The following is a 17,130-nucleotide window of genomic DNA, read 5'->3' as shown; positions in this document are numbered from 1 at the left end:
GTATATAAACATGGCTAAAAAAGCCCCTGAAGTTGGAGAGTATCAATACGGATTTCACGAGAAAGACGTTTCGATCTTCCGTACTCAAAAAGGTTTGACGAAAGAAGTCGTTGAGCAAATCTCCAACTACAAAGAAGAACCACAATGGATGCTTGACTTCCGTTTGAAGTCTCTAGAGCAATTCTATAAAATGCCGATGCCACAATGGGGTGGCGACCTATCCGAGCTTAATTTCGATGACATTACGTATTACGTAAAGCCATCTGAACGTTCTGAACGTTCTTGGGATGAAGTGCCGGAAGAAATCAAAAACACGTTCGATCGACTTGGTATCCCGGAAGCAGAACAGAAGTATCTTTCCGGTGTGTCCGCTCAGTACGAATCTGAAGTGGTTTATCACAACATGGAAAAAGATTTAGAAGATCTAGGCGTAATCTTTAAGGATACGGATTCTGCCCTGAAGGAAGACGAGGAGCTATTCCGTGAGTATTTTGGTAAAGTGATTCCTCCGTCTGATAACAAGTTCGCAGCACTGAACTCGGCGGTATGGTCTGGTGGTTCCTTCATCTACGTACCGAAAGATACGAAAGTGGAGACGCCACTTCAAGCGTACTTCCGTATTAACTCTGAGAACATGGGTCAGTTCGAGCGTACGTTGATCATCGCGGATGAAGGTTCTTCTGTACACTATGTTGAAGGTTGTACAGCACCAACGTACTCTTCCAGCTCTCTTCACAGTGCGGTAGTTGAAATTTTCGTTAAAGACAATGCATACTGCCGTTATACGACGATTCAGAACTGGGCGAACAATGTGTATAACCTAGTAACGAAACGTGCGGTAGCAGAGTCTAATGCCACTATGGAATGGGTTGACGGTAACCTTGGTTCTAAGCTGACGATGAAGTACCCTGCTGTCCTTCTTAAAGGAGAGGGAGCACGTGGTATGACGCTTTCCATCGCGCTTGCTGGTAAAGGACAACACCAAGATGCTGGTGCGAAGATGCACCACTTGGCTCCGAATACGTCATCCACAATCGTTTCTAAATCCATCTCTAAACACGGTGGTAAAGTAACGTACCGTGGTATCGTCCAGTTTGGACGTAAAGCAGAAGGTGCTCGCTCAAACGTAGAGTGTGACACATTGATTATGGATAATCAGTCAACATCTGATACGATCCCATATAACGAAATCATGAACGAGAATATCTCTCTTGAGCACGAGGCGAAAGTCTCTAAAGTGTCTGAAGAGCAGCTGTTCTACTTGATGAGCCGCGGTATTTCTGAAGAAGAAGCAACAGAAATGATCGTAATGGGCTTCATTGAGCCGTTCACGAAAGAACTTCCTATGGAATATGCAGTAGAAATGAACCGTCTGATCAAATTCGAAATGGAAGGTTCTATCGGCTAATTTCTTACTATTTAAGTAAAGAGTAACAAGATCGCACTAGCGACCTTGTTACTCTTTTTTTGGCGAATAAGAGACCTTTACTTTGGGTTGATGTTTTATGAATAGGAATCATGATAATATAGTATTATCTATAAAAGAGTAAAAGGGTTGTTCTGTATGGCTATATTGATGTTTTTAATAGGTGTTCTTACAGCATTCGTAGGCAGCATTGCCGGTTTAGGCGGCGGAGTGATCCTGGTCCCTGTGTTGCTCTTTTTGGGAGAGCGGTTCCCTCAGTTTGATTGGGTCAATCCACAATCTATTGTCGGCATTTCGCTTGTCGTCATGATATTTACCGGCCTCTCTTCAGCATTATCATACTTGAAACATGACCGCGTCGATAAAAAGATCGGGTATCTTTTTCTAGTGGGTAGTGTCCCTGGCGGAGTAGTAGGGGCATGGTTAAATCAGTTTTTCAAAACGGACGGGTACTCCTTGGTATTCGGAATCATTATGATTTTCGTATCTGCTTTATTCTTTTTACCGAGACGAGAAGCCGGTTCTCCTTTGTTCAAGAGTGGAATCAAAAGGGAAAAGGAACTGAACGGAGAGATCTACACTTATCACATGCCGATTGTCGTCGGCTTTTTGCTTTCCTTTGTCGTCGGGTTGCTCTCTGGTCTTCTAGGAATTGGAGGAGGTTCACTACTGACACCTGCAATGATTTTGTTGTTCAGTATACCGCCTCATATTGCTACGGCTACCTCTATGTTCATGATATTCTTTGCGAGTATTTCAAGCTCCGGTATGCATATCCTATTAGGGCATGTAGAGTGGGCACATACACTCTACTTCATCCCAGGAGCTTATGTTGGAGGAATGCTCGGGGCGAAAGTGAATCGTAAACTGAATGGTCATCTGGTCGAGTGGGTGTTACGAGTTCTACTCATTTTAATTGGTATTCGTTTAATCTGGCAAGGAATAGGATGAGGAGAATGATGATGAACGAGAAATTGTTTTTCTACTATACAAGTGACTTACATAGCCATTTTGAAAATTGGCCTCAAATGATTGGGTTTTTCAATCAGCAGAAAAGAAAACACGACCTTAAGGAAGAAGACTATTGGTTGATGGACAATGGCGATCATGTAGATCGCTTCCATCCCATTGCAGAAGGCCTGATGGGAAAAGGGAACGTAGAACTGATGAACGCCGCCGGTTATGACATTGCGAACTTAGGTAATAATGAAGGAATTACCTTGTCAGGAGACGACTTGTACCACCTCTATGATGATGCAAAGTTTGGTATAGCTTGTGCGAATTTAAACAGGATGGAAGACCCACAGCCTGAGTGGCTAAAGCCTTATCAAGTTCTTACATCGAAGAAAGGGACGCGAATCGGTGTGCTTGGATTGACTGCGCCTTTTGAAACTTTCTACAGACAGATTGGTTGGGGCGTCCAATCCCCTTACGATATTATTGATACCTATTTGGCACCTTTGAGGGAGCAAGTGGATATCGTCATCCTTCTTTCTCACCTCGGAATCAACGATGATGAAGAAATTGCGCGCCGGTATAAAGGCATAGACGTCATAGTCGGCGGGCATACTCATCACTTGTTCCAAAACGGAGAATTGGTTGAAGATACACTTTTAACTGCATCAGGCAAACACGGTACACACGTAGGAGAGGTCATTCTGGAATGGAATCCAGAAGACCGTGTTTTAGAGAACAAACAGGCTTATGCGATTTCTACAGAACATATGAAGAAGGATGATGAGGTCATCCAGCATGTGCAAGAAATGAGGTCTGTAGCAGCAGCCAATCTTAGAACTCCAGTGGTAACCCTCTCTAAGAAGATGAAGATTGGTTGGTTTCAAGAAACTGAATTGATGCAATGGCTGACGGATGAGTTGAAAACGTGGACGGAAGCGGACATATCGATGTTGAATGCAGGCGTGTTATTGGACCACCTTTCAGAGGGACCGATTACGTATGAAGATGTCCATCGTATTTGTCCTCATCCGATGAATCCGTGTAAAGTCGAACTGAAAGGCGACGAAATCATGGAGGTAATACGAGTAGCACATACGAAAGAACTGACCGAAATCAAGCTGAAAGGCTTTGGTTTCAGGGGAGAAGTCATCGGGAAGATGGTCTTTAGTGGTATAGAGATCATGGGAAGTACAGGAGCTGACGGTGCGTTTCACGTTCAGCGCGTGAATATCGGTGGAAGACCATTGCAAATGGATGAAACGTATTCTTTTGCGACTGCCGATACCTTTACGTTCGGAAGACTGTTTCCTGAGATTGCTTATGCCAAAAATAAAGCCTACTATATGCCTGAATTGCTCAGGGACCTCCTTACGAATGCGCTGCAAAAATTCTGCTAAACAGACAGGCGAACGAAATCGACTAAGAGATGTAGGAGAATGTTATGAGATTAACACTGACTAGTTCATTACAAGCAGGAAACCGGCTGGGTAAGACAATATATAATGATAACGGAAAGATTCTCTTATCCAGTGGTGTTCATCTGACAGAACGAATGATCGAGCGGTTAGCTGACTTTCATATTACTTATGTGTATATTGAAGATGCAGATACGGCGGATATCGAAAGTCACTATCCGATACCGGAAGAACTTCGGGTAGAGGCAGTCAAGTCCATTAAAAAGTCATTCCGAGATGCGCAAGATTCCGAAACACTCAAGAAGGGTTTTGTTTTTGAGAAATCGGCTCAAGAAATGAATGGTATCGTCCGGAGCATCATGATGGAGCTTCAGCAACATAAAGAAGCCATCACTTTGTTATCGGACGTCTTTACTTATGATGATTACATATTCACACATTCTCTCAATGTGACCATGTACGCCTTAACCCTAGGCAAACAGCTCCAATTACCATACAACAAACTCGAAAAGCTGGGGATGGGTGCCATCCTGCATGATGTCGGGAAAATGATGGTGCCGAGAGAAGTGTTGTTAAAACCGGGCAAGTTGACCAATAGTGAATTCGAATTGATTAAGACGCATGCTGAAGCCGGGTTCGACTTGCTGCGCAGCTCTCGTGAAATCCCTCTGGTTGCGGCTCATTGTGCATTTCAACACCATGAAAGATTAGATGGTTCCGGTTATCCGAGAGGGTTAGTAGGAGACGATATCCATGATTTCGGGAAAATACTAGCCATTGCTGATGTGTTTGATGCAATTACTAGTAATCGTGTGTATCGGAATGCAATGCTTCCACACGAGGGACTCGAAATCATATATTCTGGAGCAGGAACATTATTCGATCAGCATATGGTAGAAGCATTCCGTAAATGCATAGCGATTTACCCGAATGGGTTGTCGATTGAATTGAACGATGGTCGTAAAGGAATAGTTGTCAGACAGAATCCTTCCTTGTGCGATCGGCCGATTGTGCGCATTTTCGAAGATAACGGTTTAGAGCTTAAGGATAAGTATGATATAGATTTAGCCAAAGAACTGAACGTGGTTGTGAAAAATTGTGATACAATCTCGGTCGGTTAAGGCGTAAACCCCCTCCCGACATCATATAGTTAGGTCAGGAGGGGTTGTTTTATGCCAAAAAAGAGAATGATGAATGGTCCCTCAACAGGGCAGAAGATATTTATCAGCTTTCTATGTTTCATGGTACTCACTGGGCTTAGTCTGTGGTATATCAACCGTGGTATTACACCCGCACTTGTCAGCATAGCGGAAACGAAAACGCAGCAGTTTGCGAGGGATGCCATCAACGAAGCTGTAAGTAAGCATATTTCAGAAGATCTTCAGTTTAAAGATCTTGTGAATATCGAGAAGGATGATGAAGGGAACATCGTCTACATGGGCTGGAACTCGATTGTTGTAAACCGTGTATTACGAAACACCACGCTTCGTGTCCAAACGTACTTGAAGCGGATGGAATTGAATGAATTGCCTATGGAAGACACGTCAATGGAACCGGATCTCGACCCGGACATGACCCAGGAGCAAATGGGCGAGCAACCTGCTACACTCATTGAAATTCCGATTGGTCAGGCGACAAATAATGCTCTACTAGCGAACTTAGGACCCAAGGTCCCTGTACAATTACGAGTAATCGGGGACGTGCAGTCCAACTTTGAAAATGAACTGACCGAATATGGAATCAATGCTGCTTTGTTTGAGCTGTCGATTCATATTGAAGTGAACGTACGAATCGTAATCCCTTTCTCAACCGAAACGACTACTGTTGCGACAGATATTCCAATTGATACCGCTACCATTCTAGGTGAGGTGCCGAACTTCTATGGAGGCACAGGGAACAGTTCTGAGTCACCATCCTTCTCTTATCCAATGGACCCCTTGCAATAATCAACATGTATTGATAGAATGGCAAAGAACTGAATATGCGTGACCTTATCAGATCGGTGAGGTAGAGGCGCAGACGTCATGAGTCATTCACCTGAGCACGGCAAGCTACGAAGGTGAATAAAAGGGATGGTCTGCCGAAGGAGCAGAATGTGATGTCGTACATTCTTCTTCTGGTGTGTATTTGAAGAAAGTCCACACTGTCATGCATGCTTTTTTGGGTGCATGGGGCGCTACTGATCGAAATGGAGGATAATCAATTGCCACACTAGGCAATGGTAGATTATTTTCTATCATTGTCTTTTTTTATTCCTCATTTTACCCGCAGTAGCCTTCCAAATCCCGTATTACATCAAAAGAATTTTACGGAGGGAACATCATGGAAGGAACATTTTACTCATTAATTCCAGCACTCTTGATGCTGGTCCTTGTACTCCTTACAAGGAAAGTCATTTTATCACTCGGAATAGGTATTATCGTCGGTGCATTCATGCTGACACAAATGGATATCGTAGAGACCCTGTCTCTTATTTGGTCGATCTTCGCCCAAATCTTCTACGATGGCGGTTTAAATATGGGTAACCTGTATTTGCTATCCTTTTTATTCTTATTAGGTATTACAACCGCGTTTATGACTGCCTCTGGTGGAAGCCAGGCATTCGGGCAATGGGCCGTTGACCGTATTCGTACGCGTCGCGGTGCGAAACTGATTCCTGCTGTGTTAGGAATTATTATCTTTATTGATGATTACTTTAACGCGTTAGCTGTCGGACAAGTGGCACGTCCGGTAACAGACCGTTATAACGTATCGAGGGCGAAGCTTGCGTATTTTATCGACTCTACATCAGCACCGATTACGGTTATCTCGCCAATCTCAAGTTGGGGAGCTTACATCATCGGAACGATTGCAAGTATCCTAGCAGCTAATGAAATTACGGACTTCGGTGGTTTTGAAGCCTTCGTTCGTATGATCCCTGCAAACTTCTACGTATTTGCGGCGCTGCTTCTTGTCTTCCTGACGATTTTCATGAAGCTTGATATCGGGCCGATGAAGAAGCATGAACAGCGTGCAATCGAAACTGGTCAGCTTACAAACCCAGATCAAGGTGACGTACCAGGGGACTTGAATGATGAGTTCAAGAAACATGGTAAAGGAAAAATCTATCATTTGATTCTACCGATCGTTGCTTTGATAGTCGGAACCGTCACATCTATGGTCGTGACAGGAATTCGGAATACGACAGAAGGACCTGTAGATATTCTAGCCATCTTTGCCAATACGAATGTGAATATTTCGTTGTTTGTGGGTGGACTTGTAGCGGTTGTATTGGCTGCTATTCTCTACGTACTTCAATCAGGGGAAAAGTCTTCCATGGGGCATGTTTTTGCTGAAGGCTTGAAGGCGATGCTTCCTGCCATTTATATTCTTATTTTTGCTTGGATGATCGGAAGCGTCATCGGTCAGCTGGAAACGGGTGAATACCTTGCCCAAGTCTTTACGGAAGCGAACATCAGTGTCGCTTACCTACCAGTGATCATTTTCTTAATTTCTGGTTTCATGGCCCTGTCTACTGGAACCTCCTGGGGAACATTCGGGATCATGCTTCCGATTGCAGGAGAAATCGCTGCTGTGACGGATGTTACCTTAGTATTACCAGCGTTATCTGCTGTACTTGCAGGATCCGTTTTCGGTGACCACTGTTCGCCGATTTCCGACACAACGATTCTGTCTTCTACAGGAGCAGGGTCCAACCATATCGATCACGTTATGACCCAATTACCATACGCGTTGATTGCTGCTGTAGCGGCGTCCATCGGGTATGTGGTACTTGGACTTACAGGATCTGTTTGGGTGCCTCTAGCGCTTACGTTAGTAATTGTTGTCGTTGTTGCGCTATTATTACGTGTCACACAGAAAACAACTAAATCAGAAGAAAACACTGCTGTTTAATAGGAAGAATCTCGCTAAGTTCATTACTTAGCGAGATTTTTTTATGTAGATCTTGTTAGTAGGTAAAGTAGGATAGGACTTTTATATGAAATCGATCCCTTCAAGTAATTTGTCGAAGTTTCTAATATTATCTCGTAATATTGAAAAAAATAACTTTGACAAGCCTGAACTCCATGGTTATAATTTAAACTGAAATAATCAGAAAAAAGAAAAAATTATGAACATCCTGACATTTGTTTCGAAGGTCGGGTTGGAATAACAAAGGGAGGTCTTTTCATGGAAAATCGTGCACAATGGGGAACGAGGGCCGGATTTATTCTGGCTGCTGTAGGATCAGCCATAGGTTTGGGTAACATTTGGCGTTTCCCAGCAGTAGCTTATGAGAACGGCGGAGGAGCATTCTTTATACCTTATCTATTCGCCCTTCTAACCGCTGGTATTCCGTTACTAGTTATGGAATTCACGCTTGGTCACAAATATCGTGGCTCTGCACCGCTATCATTCTTTCGTATGAACCGTAAAACGGAATGGCTTGGTTGGTGGGCTGTACTTGTATCGTTCGTCATTTCGACGTACTATGCAGTTATTATTGCCTGGGCAATCCGCTATAGTATCTTCTCGATTAATTTATCTTGGGGAGAAGATACGGAGAGCTTTTTGTTCAATGACTTTTTGCAACTAACGGCTACACCAGGTGAAGCTGGCGGTATGGTTATGGGTATTCTTATACCGCTTATCGTAGTATGGGCAATTACATTAGGTGTACTATTTGCAGGTGTTAAAAAAGGAATTGAGGCGGCGAACAAAATCTTCATTCCTACACTTGTTGTCTTATTCATTATTATCGTAATCCGTGCCATTACGTTGCCTGGAGCTGCAGAAGGACTGCAGACGTTCTTTGCACCTGATTTCAGTCAAATTATGAACCCTAGTGTATGGGTGGCAGCATATGGTCAAATTTTCTTCAGTTTATCCATTGCATTCGCCATCATGATCACGTACTCCAGCTACTTACCGAAAAAATCTGACATTACGAACAACGCTTTCATCACTGGTTTCAGTAACTCCAGTTTCGAATTGTTAGCAGGTATCGGTGTCTTTGGTGCCCTAGGTTTCATGGCACAACAAAGTGGAGTAGGAGTAGAAGAAGTTGTATCTGGTGGAGTAGGACTTGCGTTCGTGGTCTTCCCGCAGATCATCAATGAATTCCCGGCACTAAGTGGACTATTCGGATTCCTATTCTTCTTGTCCCTTGTGTTAGCAGGACTTTCTTCTTTGATCTCTATTTCTGAAACATATGTTGCAGGTATTAAAGAGAAGTTCGGTATTTCGCGTAACACTGCTGTTGCAGTAGGTGGTGGCCTTGCTGCTGTTATTTCCTTGTTGTTTGCAACGCAAGGTGGATTGTACTTCTTGGACGCAGCAGATTACTTCATCAACCAGTTCGGTGTCGCGTTCGTCGGTTTAGTAGAAGTTGTTGTCATTGCTTGGTTCCTTCGCAAGCTGAACGACTTCCAAACACATGCCAATGAAGTTTCGGACTTGCACCTTGGTGGATGGTGGAAAGCATGCCTAGGCGTCATTACACCAGTCGTGCTTGGTATCATGATGTTCCAGTTGTTCACGAAGAACTTGTTCAGACAGTTCGATACGGAAACAGGAAACTATGAAGGATATTCCGATATGTTCATCCTCTTCAGCGGATGGTCAGTCGCCATTTTCGCGATCGTAGTCGGTTTCTTAATGACAGCTAGACGCTGGCATACAAGTTCACTCGAAGAGCAAAAAAAGGAGGTAAGCTAATATGACAGCTAGTGCTATTATTATTATGATCCTTGGGATCGTCATTATTTGGGGTGGCTTAGCTGCTAGTATTGGTAACGCAGTGAAAAAGTCGAAATCACAATAAAAGAAAGCGTCGCTCTTATCGAGCGACGCTTTCTCTTAGTTACTCTGTTCCATTCGTTCCCATCTCTTGAGATAAGGGTATGGGTCAAACGACCATTCATTCTTACCATTATCCTGATACATACCATAATGCAAGTGAGGAGGGAATTTACCGGATGTTCCAGGAGGTCCGTATCCGGTTGCTCCTACTCCACCTACGACATCACCTGGCTTTACAACATCTCCTACTTCCAGGTCCTCAGAAAAACTTTGCAAGTGAGCGTAGTAATGATAAATGTTGTAAATATCCCGGATTCCTATACGCCACCCACCATAACGGTTCCAGCCTTTCATCTCAATGACCCCATAGGTCGTGGATTTTACTGGTACACCGTAGTTTGCAAAAATATCCGTTCCTTCGTGAATACGTCTTCCACCGAATCCTCTTGCATCGCCCCAAGTGGAGCGATAACTGTAGTTTGTGTTCAAGGGGAGTGGGAAGGAGCGTTTTGTAAGAGAAACGGTGCCGAATTCTTCAAACACTTTAGCATTGTTCATAATGGTCTGAACGGTTAAGTCTCGCTTATAATAATTCCATAAAGCAATCTTAATGTCTTCCTTGGTCGTTCCAAAGGATTTGATGTAATTTCCTAATGACCATAAGACATCTTCATCATTTTCGATATCAATGGACTTGTCTCCATTTCCATCTTCTCCCCATCCATCTGGAAAGAGGGCAGAGGGCATTTCGCCAGCGCTTCCTGTCCAGAATAGCGGGTCTGTTTCTATAGCTGTCACGCGTCCTTCTTTGGGGTTGTCGTGGACTTGTCTTTCGTATTGATCGATAGCCGCAATATACTCCCAAGGGATATCGGTTAAAGCTTCGGTTTTTTTGTAAAGAGCCATTCTTGCTTCGCCGTCGTCTTTCTCTTCAGCGTGAACGACATGACTAGAGCCGATTCCGATGATCAACGACGTGACAATCAGCATCACGCGAATCCATTTCATCTTATCACCTTCAAGGGTTTAATACCTTTAGTTTAAGCAACGGGCATGTTGTTATGATTGGGAAAGTAAGGCAATTAGCCTCGGTTTGTCATTTTACCGTGTGTTCCCATCTGATCGTCGTTCTGCTTGACTTTGCCTTGAGGGGCTTTTTTCATCTTGTTGATGATGCTGTCGATTACTTCACGGTACTGCTCATCATAAACAGTCGATGTGCTGACACTTTGAATATCTCCGAATGCACTCTGTTTATCTGAGGTATAAACACGGTAGAAGGATGGTACCATCGAATAAGCTGTCTTCTGCACCATGTCTGCCGCTAGTTTCGGATCCATATCCGTAGGTTTTTGATAAGCGACAAGTACTTCGTAATCTGTTACAAGAGTTGCTACATCCTCGAACCCATCATATCTTAGGATCATTCGTGAGATCATATCGGACATCTGCTCTCGGTTGATTTGAATGTTCCGTTTCTTCTCTACGTCTTGGTCAAGTTGATCTTTCTTATAACGCACATATCCGACTTGCCCTTCTAGTGGTTTCTCATTGTAACTATCCATCGTATTACCGTTCAGCGTATCTTCGTTATGGCTTGTTTCTTCATTGTCATTAACATCCATACATCCTGTCATCATAAGTAAGACAGCAAGTAATGGAAGTGCCAATAATTTACCCATTTCTTATTTCCTCCTTTTTATTTAGCGATTTCTTTTTTAGTTTTTGCTTCTTCTTCAGAAACATTCGACATCTAAACACTTGCCATTCATTGTCAGTAGGTAAATATGGTACACTTAGAGAAGAGTAGAGGTGATGTTGGTGATTGAACTTTTCGGAAAAACATATGAGATCATCGAAGATTATCGGGAAGGCTTTCAGTCAGAAGATGTCGAGGGCAGGTTCAGCGACATCCTAAGTAAATATGATTTTATTGTAGGAGACTGGGGGTATGGTCAACTCCGATTAAAAGGATTTTATGATGACCAAAACCCGAAGTCGAGCTTTGATACGAAGATAAGCACCTTAGAAGACTATCTGTATGAATACTGTAATTTTGGTTGCGCGTATTTCGTAATGAAACGTGTGACGAAATAAATGAACGTTTGAGCTCAGATTGAGCTCAAACGTTTTTTCATTGCTCCATTTGTTCTTCGTTCGGTTTGATATCCTTACCTGGTTCGTCGTGCGTCGGGTGAGCTCCATCCTCTTGACGCGGCAAGTCTTGGTGGAGTGCTTTATATTCATAGTTGAAGGCACTGTAATATCGTTGCTGCTTCGTCCATGGAGAGCTTTTTTCATTGGAAACGGGTTTATCTTTGTTTCTAGGTGCCCCGTAAGGACCTTCAGGAAGTTGTTCCGGCGTCAGATAGTTTCTCTGCGCCTCTACATTTGCAAAGTCGGAATAATATTTCTTATCTTTTGATCCCATAATAAGCAAACCTCCTTTCATGTTAGTTTCTGTGAAAGGAGGTTTGTTTATGCTATAGAAGGTCTGGCAAATAATTGCGGAGTTCTTCCGCCTCGACCGCACTCAATTGAAACAAATGCTCTAAATGTCCATCTACCTTGATCGAATCCTGATCCAACAAGGCTTGGCGATTTTTGTGCAAGTTGATGACCATCGTCTGATTTGGAAAGCGTTCGGCTTTCATGAGAGCGAGCTCAAATCGGTGACTGCCTGCTGTGAATGATACAAAGCGGGTCCTTGTATCTTGAGTCAAGTCTTCTAAGAATGCGTGCTGTTCCATGTACTACATCATCTCCTCCCGTAAATTCTTCTGCTATCCAATTACACGTTCTCAAGCAGTCCATATACAGCCTTATTATGTCCGGTTTGGTTTCTTTTAGTCGGGAAAGAAAGGTGTAATGTGTTATCATATGGGGTGATTATAGATGCTTATGGGAGGTAATCACTTGTATTTCGTAGACCGTGAAAAAATCGAACAAATTTTACAATATATGGAACGTGTTATGACTGAAATGAATAGTGCTGCGCCACGTACTTTTTCTGAGCAGTTGGTACTGGAACGGATGGTGCACGTCACGATAGAGGGTATTCTTGACGTTGGCAATATGATGATTGATGGTTTCATTATGCGTGACCCAGGCAGCTATGAAGACATCATCGACATTTTGACAGATGAGCGCGTGATTCCTGAAGCAGAACAAGATGGTTACAAGGCGTTCATCCGTCTGCGTAAAGAAGTGGTTCAGAATTATACAGAAATCGAACATGAAGGTTTGCTTACTGTGTGGGAAAATGAGAAGCCTGCCATCCAGCAGTTCCCGGGCAGGGTCCGTACTTATTTAGAACAAGAACTAGGACCTGTGTCAGCTTTTTCAAGGAAAGATGAATAGGTGAGTACGATGAAACAGTATAAGGGATATTTGATTGATTTAGATGGAACGATGTACCGCGGGGTTACAAAGATCGAAGGAGCTGATACTTTCGTAAAGCATTTGAAAGAGCAGCAGATCCCCTATTTGTTCCTAACCAATAATTCTTCGAAGACAGCTGATCAAGTTGTAGAGAAGCTTACAGGGTTAGGGATTCCTGCAGCTGAGCAAGATGTTTTTACAAGCAGTTTAGCTACCGCTTCTTATATTACCTCTTTGAAGAAGCAAGCACGTGTTTATGTCATAGGCGAAAAGGGACTAGTAGATGCTCTAACGAACGAGGGGCATCAAATTGTAGAAGAAAATGCGGATTACGTCATTATCGGGCTTGATCGTGAAATTTCGTATGAGAAATTCACGAAGGCCTGTTTGCAAGTTCGGGCAGGTGCGGAGCTAATCAGTACAAACGGTGATGTGGCTATTCCAACAGAAAGAGGGATGGTACCTGGTAATGGTGCACTGACGTCTGTCATCTCCGTCAGCACTGGGAAAGAAGCTACATTTGTCGGGAAGCCCACTTCGATCATCACCCAACAAGCGTTAGAACGAATTGGCCTTTCTAAAGAAGAGGTTGTTATGGTCGGAGACAATTATCAGACGGACATAATGACCGGAATCAATGCTGGAATGGACACCATTATGGTGGAGACTGGCGTCAGTACGTTTGATGGGATCAAAGGGGAAGATCAGCAACCGACTTATAAGTATGCCGATTTGATAGAAGTTTTGAAAGAACTAAAGGGCTCCTGATTCAGGAGCCCTTTTTGATTATAGTAGGTATGGTCCAAAGAACATGGTGATACAAATGACGTGGATAGCGATAAAGTAACTCAGTTCTACGGCAGGGGACCATTTCCTGATCGATGTTCCTGCTTGGAGGATGGCGAAAGATAAGATTGCGAACCCGATCAAATAGATATACGAACTTCCGGGAAAGACCAGATAGTCAGGCGCGCTTGCCATGCCATTTGTTCCGAACATGAAGTCATTGAAAATAGTTGCTGCTCCGAGATAGATGAAAGCACCAGCATAGAAGACCCATGGTCGGTCGTTATCCATCGCCTTACTGTTGGTGAACATTACGACACAAAGGAAGAGCAGTGGCCAAATGAACCAAATCATCGAAACGACAATAGCGAATAGTCCTGTCGAGAACATACCCATTGTTTTTCCTAATGCTTGGAGGAAGACGGGCATCGTCATCGTCGCTGCTTTATCGATAATTTCCGGGCGGCTTGAGGACGCTAAAATGTTGTTTTCTCCATCGGAAGCACGATCGACCCATATCACGGTATCTTTGGTAAGCCATGCCGGTTCTAGGGAAGATTTCGGTGTATTACTAAGCCTTCTGACATCCGGTTCTGTACCTTCTGTAAGTTTTGCCTCATAAACGTTGAATTGAGCACTTTCTTGGAACATAGATTTTGTTGAGCCGAAAGCTTTGAAGAGAAGCTCTCCCCCTTGTGGGGTGTAATTCATCTCCACATCGGAAATTTCTTTTAGTTCCATGGAGCTCGCAGGGTCCATAAATTCAACACGGCCAAGTTCTAATGCTTCATTGAAGTTGGACTCATCGTAATAATAGTAGTTCTGAATTTTGCCGGCCATGCTCTGTTTCTGGAATGTCTGAACTAATAAAGCATATTCAGAACCGTTCAAGGCGAACTGGATGTCTTTAATTTCTTCAATGGCATTTATGGTGAAGTCTGTTGTTCCCATTTCAGAAACGCTGCCATCCTTCACTTTGTAAAATGTCAGATGGTTCCCTGATTGGTCAATGTTATTGGTCGCAATGTGTGTTTGGTCTTCGGTTTGTTGGATCAGGACCTCGGTCTTTTCATTTTCTACATTAATTATTTCTTCTGATTCCATGGTATCTGTATGTAGTTGGTAAATGCGATTATCTTGACGGTAAAAGACTTGATCCTTTAGTGGGTAAAAATCTTGGATGTCTGTGATCTTCTCGCCGGTATTCCCGTTGTACATGGCATAATAGTCACTATAAAGGAATACATCCCCGTTTAAGTAAATCTCGGTGAACTTATCGACCTTAATATCGAAGCTTTCGTCACTTACTATTTCAAATGTCGGGTCAAAAATTAACTGTTTCGCCCCATCGTTTGTAATGAAAGAAACCGAGTAGTCGCCATCCTCTGTTGTAGAAAGAGACGGTTCGCTCGCGTTCGGTGTTGTTCCAAGTTGAATCTCCCGGCTCCAGCCCTCTGACGGTGCTTCCGTAACCTCTTGATAATTCTCATTGAATAAGATAACGATTCCTATGATGACAATGAGGATAGGAGCGATCCAAGTCATACTTTTCTTCAATTTATTCATAATATCCATCTCCTTCCATGTTGATATTACATGAAATACGAACGGATGAGAAGAAAAGTTTCAAAAAATTTGAAAAATAACCAGGGTCTTTCGAATCAAGTAGGATAGTATTAGGGTGGAGGAAATAAGGACAAACAAAAAAAGCCACATTCGTGGCTTTTTCATTAGAATCAGTCTTCAGTATCTCCTGCGGCACTGTGAGCCAGTCGACTCGATGCAGCAGCGGCGATAGCTCCAACAATATCATCGAGAAACGTATGACAGGCTCCAGAGGATTTATCGTTTAGCTTCTCCAAGATTCCTGGCTTTTGTTTGTCGATGTAACCATAGTTGGTAAAGCCGATCGATCCGTACACATTGACGATGGAGAAAGCGATGATTTCATCTACACCATATAAACTTTCATCCACTTCAATAGTGGACTGCAGAGGTTCGGCTAGTTTCTTTTCCTCTGCCAGTTTATCTAACTGGATGCCTGTAAGGATCGCGTTTTGCACTTCTCGTTTCTGTAGTACTTTATTCACGTTATGCTTACATTTCTCCATTGTTAGGTTCTCGTGGTACTTCGATTGTAAGTAGTAGACCAGCTCGGCCATATCTTCCACGGTCACACCGCGATCGATCAACCATTCCCTTGCTGTCTTTTCGAGTTCTGTTACGTTATGTTCTTTTGCCATCTACAAAACCTCCTTCACCTTCCATACCATTCCCGTATCTATTCTTTCACAAACGAGGTGGCTTACTCTCATTATACCAGAATGATATCTCATCATGACAAAATCATCCTGTGATACACTGAAAAAAAGGAGGAAGTTGTATGTCGAAACCATCCGTATATATTACGCGCAAGTTACCTGAAGATCTAGTTGAGTCCTATAGAGAAGTACTCGACATAGAAATGTGGGACAGGGAGGAAGAACCTGTAGAACGTTCCCATTTGCTTAAAAAAAGTAGAACAGCAGACGCTTTACTCACGATGTTATCCGATAAGGTAGATAATGAGTTATTGGATGGAGCGGACCGTCTGAAAATGGTGGCGAACTTAGCGGTTGGCTACGATAACATAGATGTAGAAGCAGCCACGGATCACGGAGTACAAGTGACGAATACACCAGATGTACTGACTGACACGACGGCCGATTTGGTATTCGGACTCCTGATGGCTACGGCTAGACGATTGATGGAAGCCGAGCAGTTTGTAAAAGAAGGGAATTGGACAAACTGGTCCCCTTTGTTGTTAGCGGGGACGGATATCCATCATAAGAAGATTGGTATTGTCGGGATGGGCCGGATCGGGCAATCGATCGCTAAGCGTGCGAAGGGATTCGATATGGATGTGCTGTATCATAACCGGTCACGCCATCGTGAAGCGGAGGAGCAGTTGGGGGCGGTTTACACAGAGTTTGAGGACCTCCTCGAATCAGCTGATTATGTCGTTTGTATGGCTCCGCTTACCGAAGAAACGAACGGAATGTTCCGTGTCGAACAATTCAAGAAGATGAAGAAGGAAGCGATTTTCATCAATGGTTCAAGAGGGCAGCTTGTGGATGAAAAGGATTTGTACGATGCGTTAGTGGAAGGGGAAATCGCTGGAGCAGGACTGGATGTTTTTGAAGAGGAACCCATTTCTGCTGATCATCTCCTATTACAATTGGAACAGGTAGTTGCTTTACCTCATATCGGCTCGGCAACGAAAGAGACAAGATACAAAATGATGGAGTTATGTCTAGAAAATATCAAACATTATTTTGAGGAAGGTCGGGTTCAAACACCTGTGAACGATATATGAAAAAAGCTGGCAGTTCGCTTCGTAGAACG

The 17,130-nt window shown here is 43.3% G+C and carries 18 protein-coding genes and 1 riboswitch; of the genes, 12 read left to right on the top strand and 6 right to left on the bottom strand.

Going from position 1 to position 17,130, the window contains the following annotated elements:
• The first annotated feature begins 10 nt into the window (after positions 1–10).
• The 8 genes from sufB (at position 11) to E4663_RS12710 (ending at position 9,601) form a co-directional block, all read left to right on the top strand.
• A complete protein-coding gene (sufB, locus tag E4663_RS12745) occupies positions 11–1,408 on the top strand; it encodes a Fe-S cluster assembly protein SufB (protein ID WP_135327905.1) in 1,398 nt (465 codons plus the stop codon).
• Positions 1,409–1,564: 156 nt separating this feature from the next.
• A complete protein-coding gene (locus E4663_RS12740) occupies positions 1,565–2,377 on the top strand; it encodes a sulfite exporter TauE/SafE family protein (protein ID WP_079478340.1) in 813 nt (270 codons plus the stop codon).
• A gap of 11 nt (positions 2,378–2,388) precedes the next feature.
• A complete protein-coding gene (locus tag E4663_RS12735) occupies positions 2,389–3,780 on the top strand; it encodes a bifunctional metallophosphatase/5'-nucleotidase (RefSeq protein WP_168927350.1) in 1,392 nt (463 codons plus the stop codon).
• 44 nt (positions 3,781–3,824) lie between these two features.
• Positions 3,825–4,919, top strand: coding sequence for an HD-GYP domain-containing protein (locus E4663_RS12730; protein WP_135327903.1), 1,095 nt, complete (start codon positions 3,825–3,827; stop codon positions 4,917–4,919).
• A 51-nt stretch (positions 4,920–4,970) separates the two neighbouring features.
• Positions 4,971–5,744 carry a sporulation protein YunB gene (yunB, locus tag E4663_RS12725; protein ID WP_079478342.1) on the top strand — a complete coding sequence of 258 codons (774 nt, stop codon included), beginning with the start codon at positions 4,971–4,973 and terminating at the stop codon, positions 5,742–5,744.
• Between the two features lie 54 nt (positions 5,745–5,798).
• Positions 5,799–5,985: riboswitch (Lysine riboswitch) on the top strand.
• Between the two features lie 135 nt (positions 5,986–6,120).
• Positions 6,121–7,692 carry a Na+/H+ antiporter NhaC family protein gene (locus E4663_RS12720; protein ID WP_135327902.1) on the top strand — a complete coding sequence of 524 codons (1,572 nt, stop codon included), beginning with the start codon at positions 6,121–6,123 and terminating at the stop codon, positions 7,690–7,692.
• A 276-nt stretch (positions 7,693–7,968) separates the two neighbouring features.
• A complete protein-coding gene (locus tag E4663_RS12715; protein ID WP_135327901.1) occupies positions 7,969–9,495 on the top strand; it encodes a sodium-dependent transporter in 1,527 nt (508 codons plus the stop codon).
• Between the two features lies 1 nt (position 9,496).
• Positions 9,497–9,601 (top strand): methionine/alanine import family NSS transporter small subunit, encoded by a 105-nt coding sequence (locus E4663_RS12710; RefSeq protein ID WP_079478345.1) that lies wholly within the window; start codon positions 9,497–9,499, stop codon positions 9,599–9,601.
• A 35-nt stretch (positions 9,602–9,636) separates the two neighbouring features.
• Here E4663_RS12710 and E4663_RS12705 read toward each other — a convergent pair whose 3' ends face one another.
• Positions 9,637–10,587 carry a M23 family metallopeptidase gene (locus tag E4663_RS12705; protein WP_135327900.1) on the bottom strand — a complete coding sequence of 317 codons (951 nt, stop codon included), beginning with the start codon at positions 10,585–10,587 and terminating at the stop codon, positions 9,637–9,639.
• A gap of 74 nt (positions 10,588–10,661) precedes the next feature.
• Positions 10,662–11,261, bottom strand: coding sequence for a YhcN/YlaJ family sporulation lipoprotein (locus E4663_RS12700; RefSeq protein WP_135327899.1), 600 nt, complete (start codon positions 11,259–11,261; stop codon positions 10,662–10,664).
• A gap of 139 nt (positions 11,262–11,400) precedes the next feature.
• Here E4663_RS12700 and E4663_RS12695 point away from each other — a divergent pair, with 139 nt between their 5' ends.
• The gene (locus E4663_RS12695) at positions 11,401–11,676 is read left to right on the top strand and encodes a YutD family protein (protein ID WP_079478482.1); all 276 of its coding nucleotides are present in this window, start codon (positions 11,401–11,403) and stop codon (positions 11,674–11,676) included.
• Between the two features lie 37 nt (positions 11,677–11,713).
• Here E4663_RS12695 and E4663_RS12690 read toward each other — a convergent pair whose 3' ends face one another.
• Positions 11,714–12,010, bottom strand: a complete 297-nt coding sequence (locus tag E4663_RS12690; protein WP_079478348.1) for a cytosolic protein — start codon at positions 12,008–12,010, stop codon at positions 11,714–11,716.
• 52 nt (positions 12,011–12,062) lie between these two features.
• Complete coding sequence (locus tag E4663_RS12685) at positions 12,063–12,329, bottom strand: DUF3055 domain-containing protein (RefSeq protein ID WP_079478349.1); 267 nt, start codon at positions 12,327–12,329, stop codon at positions 12,063–12,065.
• A gap of 166 nt (positions 12,330–12,495) precedes the next feature.
• On the opposite strand from E4663_RS12685, the gene E4663_RS12680 reads away from it, so the two are divergent.
• Both E4663_RS12680 and E4663_RS12675 read left to right on the top strand, forming a co-directional pair.
• Complete coding sequence (locus tag E4663_RS12680; RefSeq protein WP_135327898.1) at positions 12,496–12,939, top strand: DUF86 domain-containing protein; 444 nt, start codon at positions 12,496–12,498, stop codon at positions 12,937–12,939.
• Between the two features lie 9 nt (positions 12,940–12,948).
• The gene (locus E4663_RS12675) at positions 12,949–13,728 is read left to right on the top strand and encodes a TIGR01457 family HAD-type hydrolase (protein ID WP_135327897.1); all 780 of its coding nucleotides are present in this window, start codon (positions 12,949–12,951) and stop codon (positions 13,726–13,728) included.
• 18 nt (positions 13,729–13,746) lie between these two features.
• On the opposite strand, the gene E4663_RS12670 is transcribed toward E4663_RS12675, so the two are convergent.
• Complete coding sequence (locus tag E4663_RS12670; RefSeq protein WP_135327896.1) at positions 13,747–15,312, bottom strand: hypothetical protein; 1,566 nt, start codon at positions 15,310–15,312, stop codon at positions 13,747–13,749.
• 170 nt (positions 15,313–15,482) lie between these two features.
• Positions 15,483–15,989, bottom strand: a complete 507-nt coding sequence (locus E4663_RS12665) for a phosphatidylglycerophosphatase A family protein (protein ID WP_079478352.1) — start codon at positions 15,987–15,989, stop codon at positions 15,483–15,485.
• Between the two features lie 140 nt (positions 15,990–16,129).
• Between E4663_RS12665 and E4663_RS12660 the strand changes: the two genes are divergently transcribed.
• Complete coding sequence (locus E4663_RS12660; protein WP_135327895.1) at positions 16,130–17,101, top strand: 2-hydroxyacid dehydrogenase; 972 nt, start codon at positions 16,130–16,132, stop codon at positions 17,099–17,101.
• The last annotated feature ends 29 nt before the right edge of the window (positions 17,102–17,130 follow it).

Source organism: Halobacillus salinus (assembly GCF_004684905.1).
In the GTDB taxonomy this organism is placed as follows: domain Bacteria; phylum Bacillota; class Bacilli; order Bacillales; family Halobacillaceae; genus Halobacillus; species Halobacillus salinus.
Note: the sequence above shows the minus strand (reverse complement) of the source record. Positions and strands in the feature narration are given on the sequence as shown.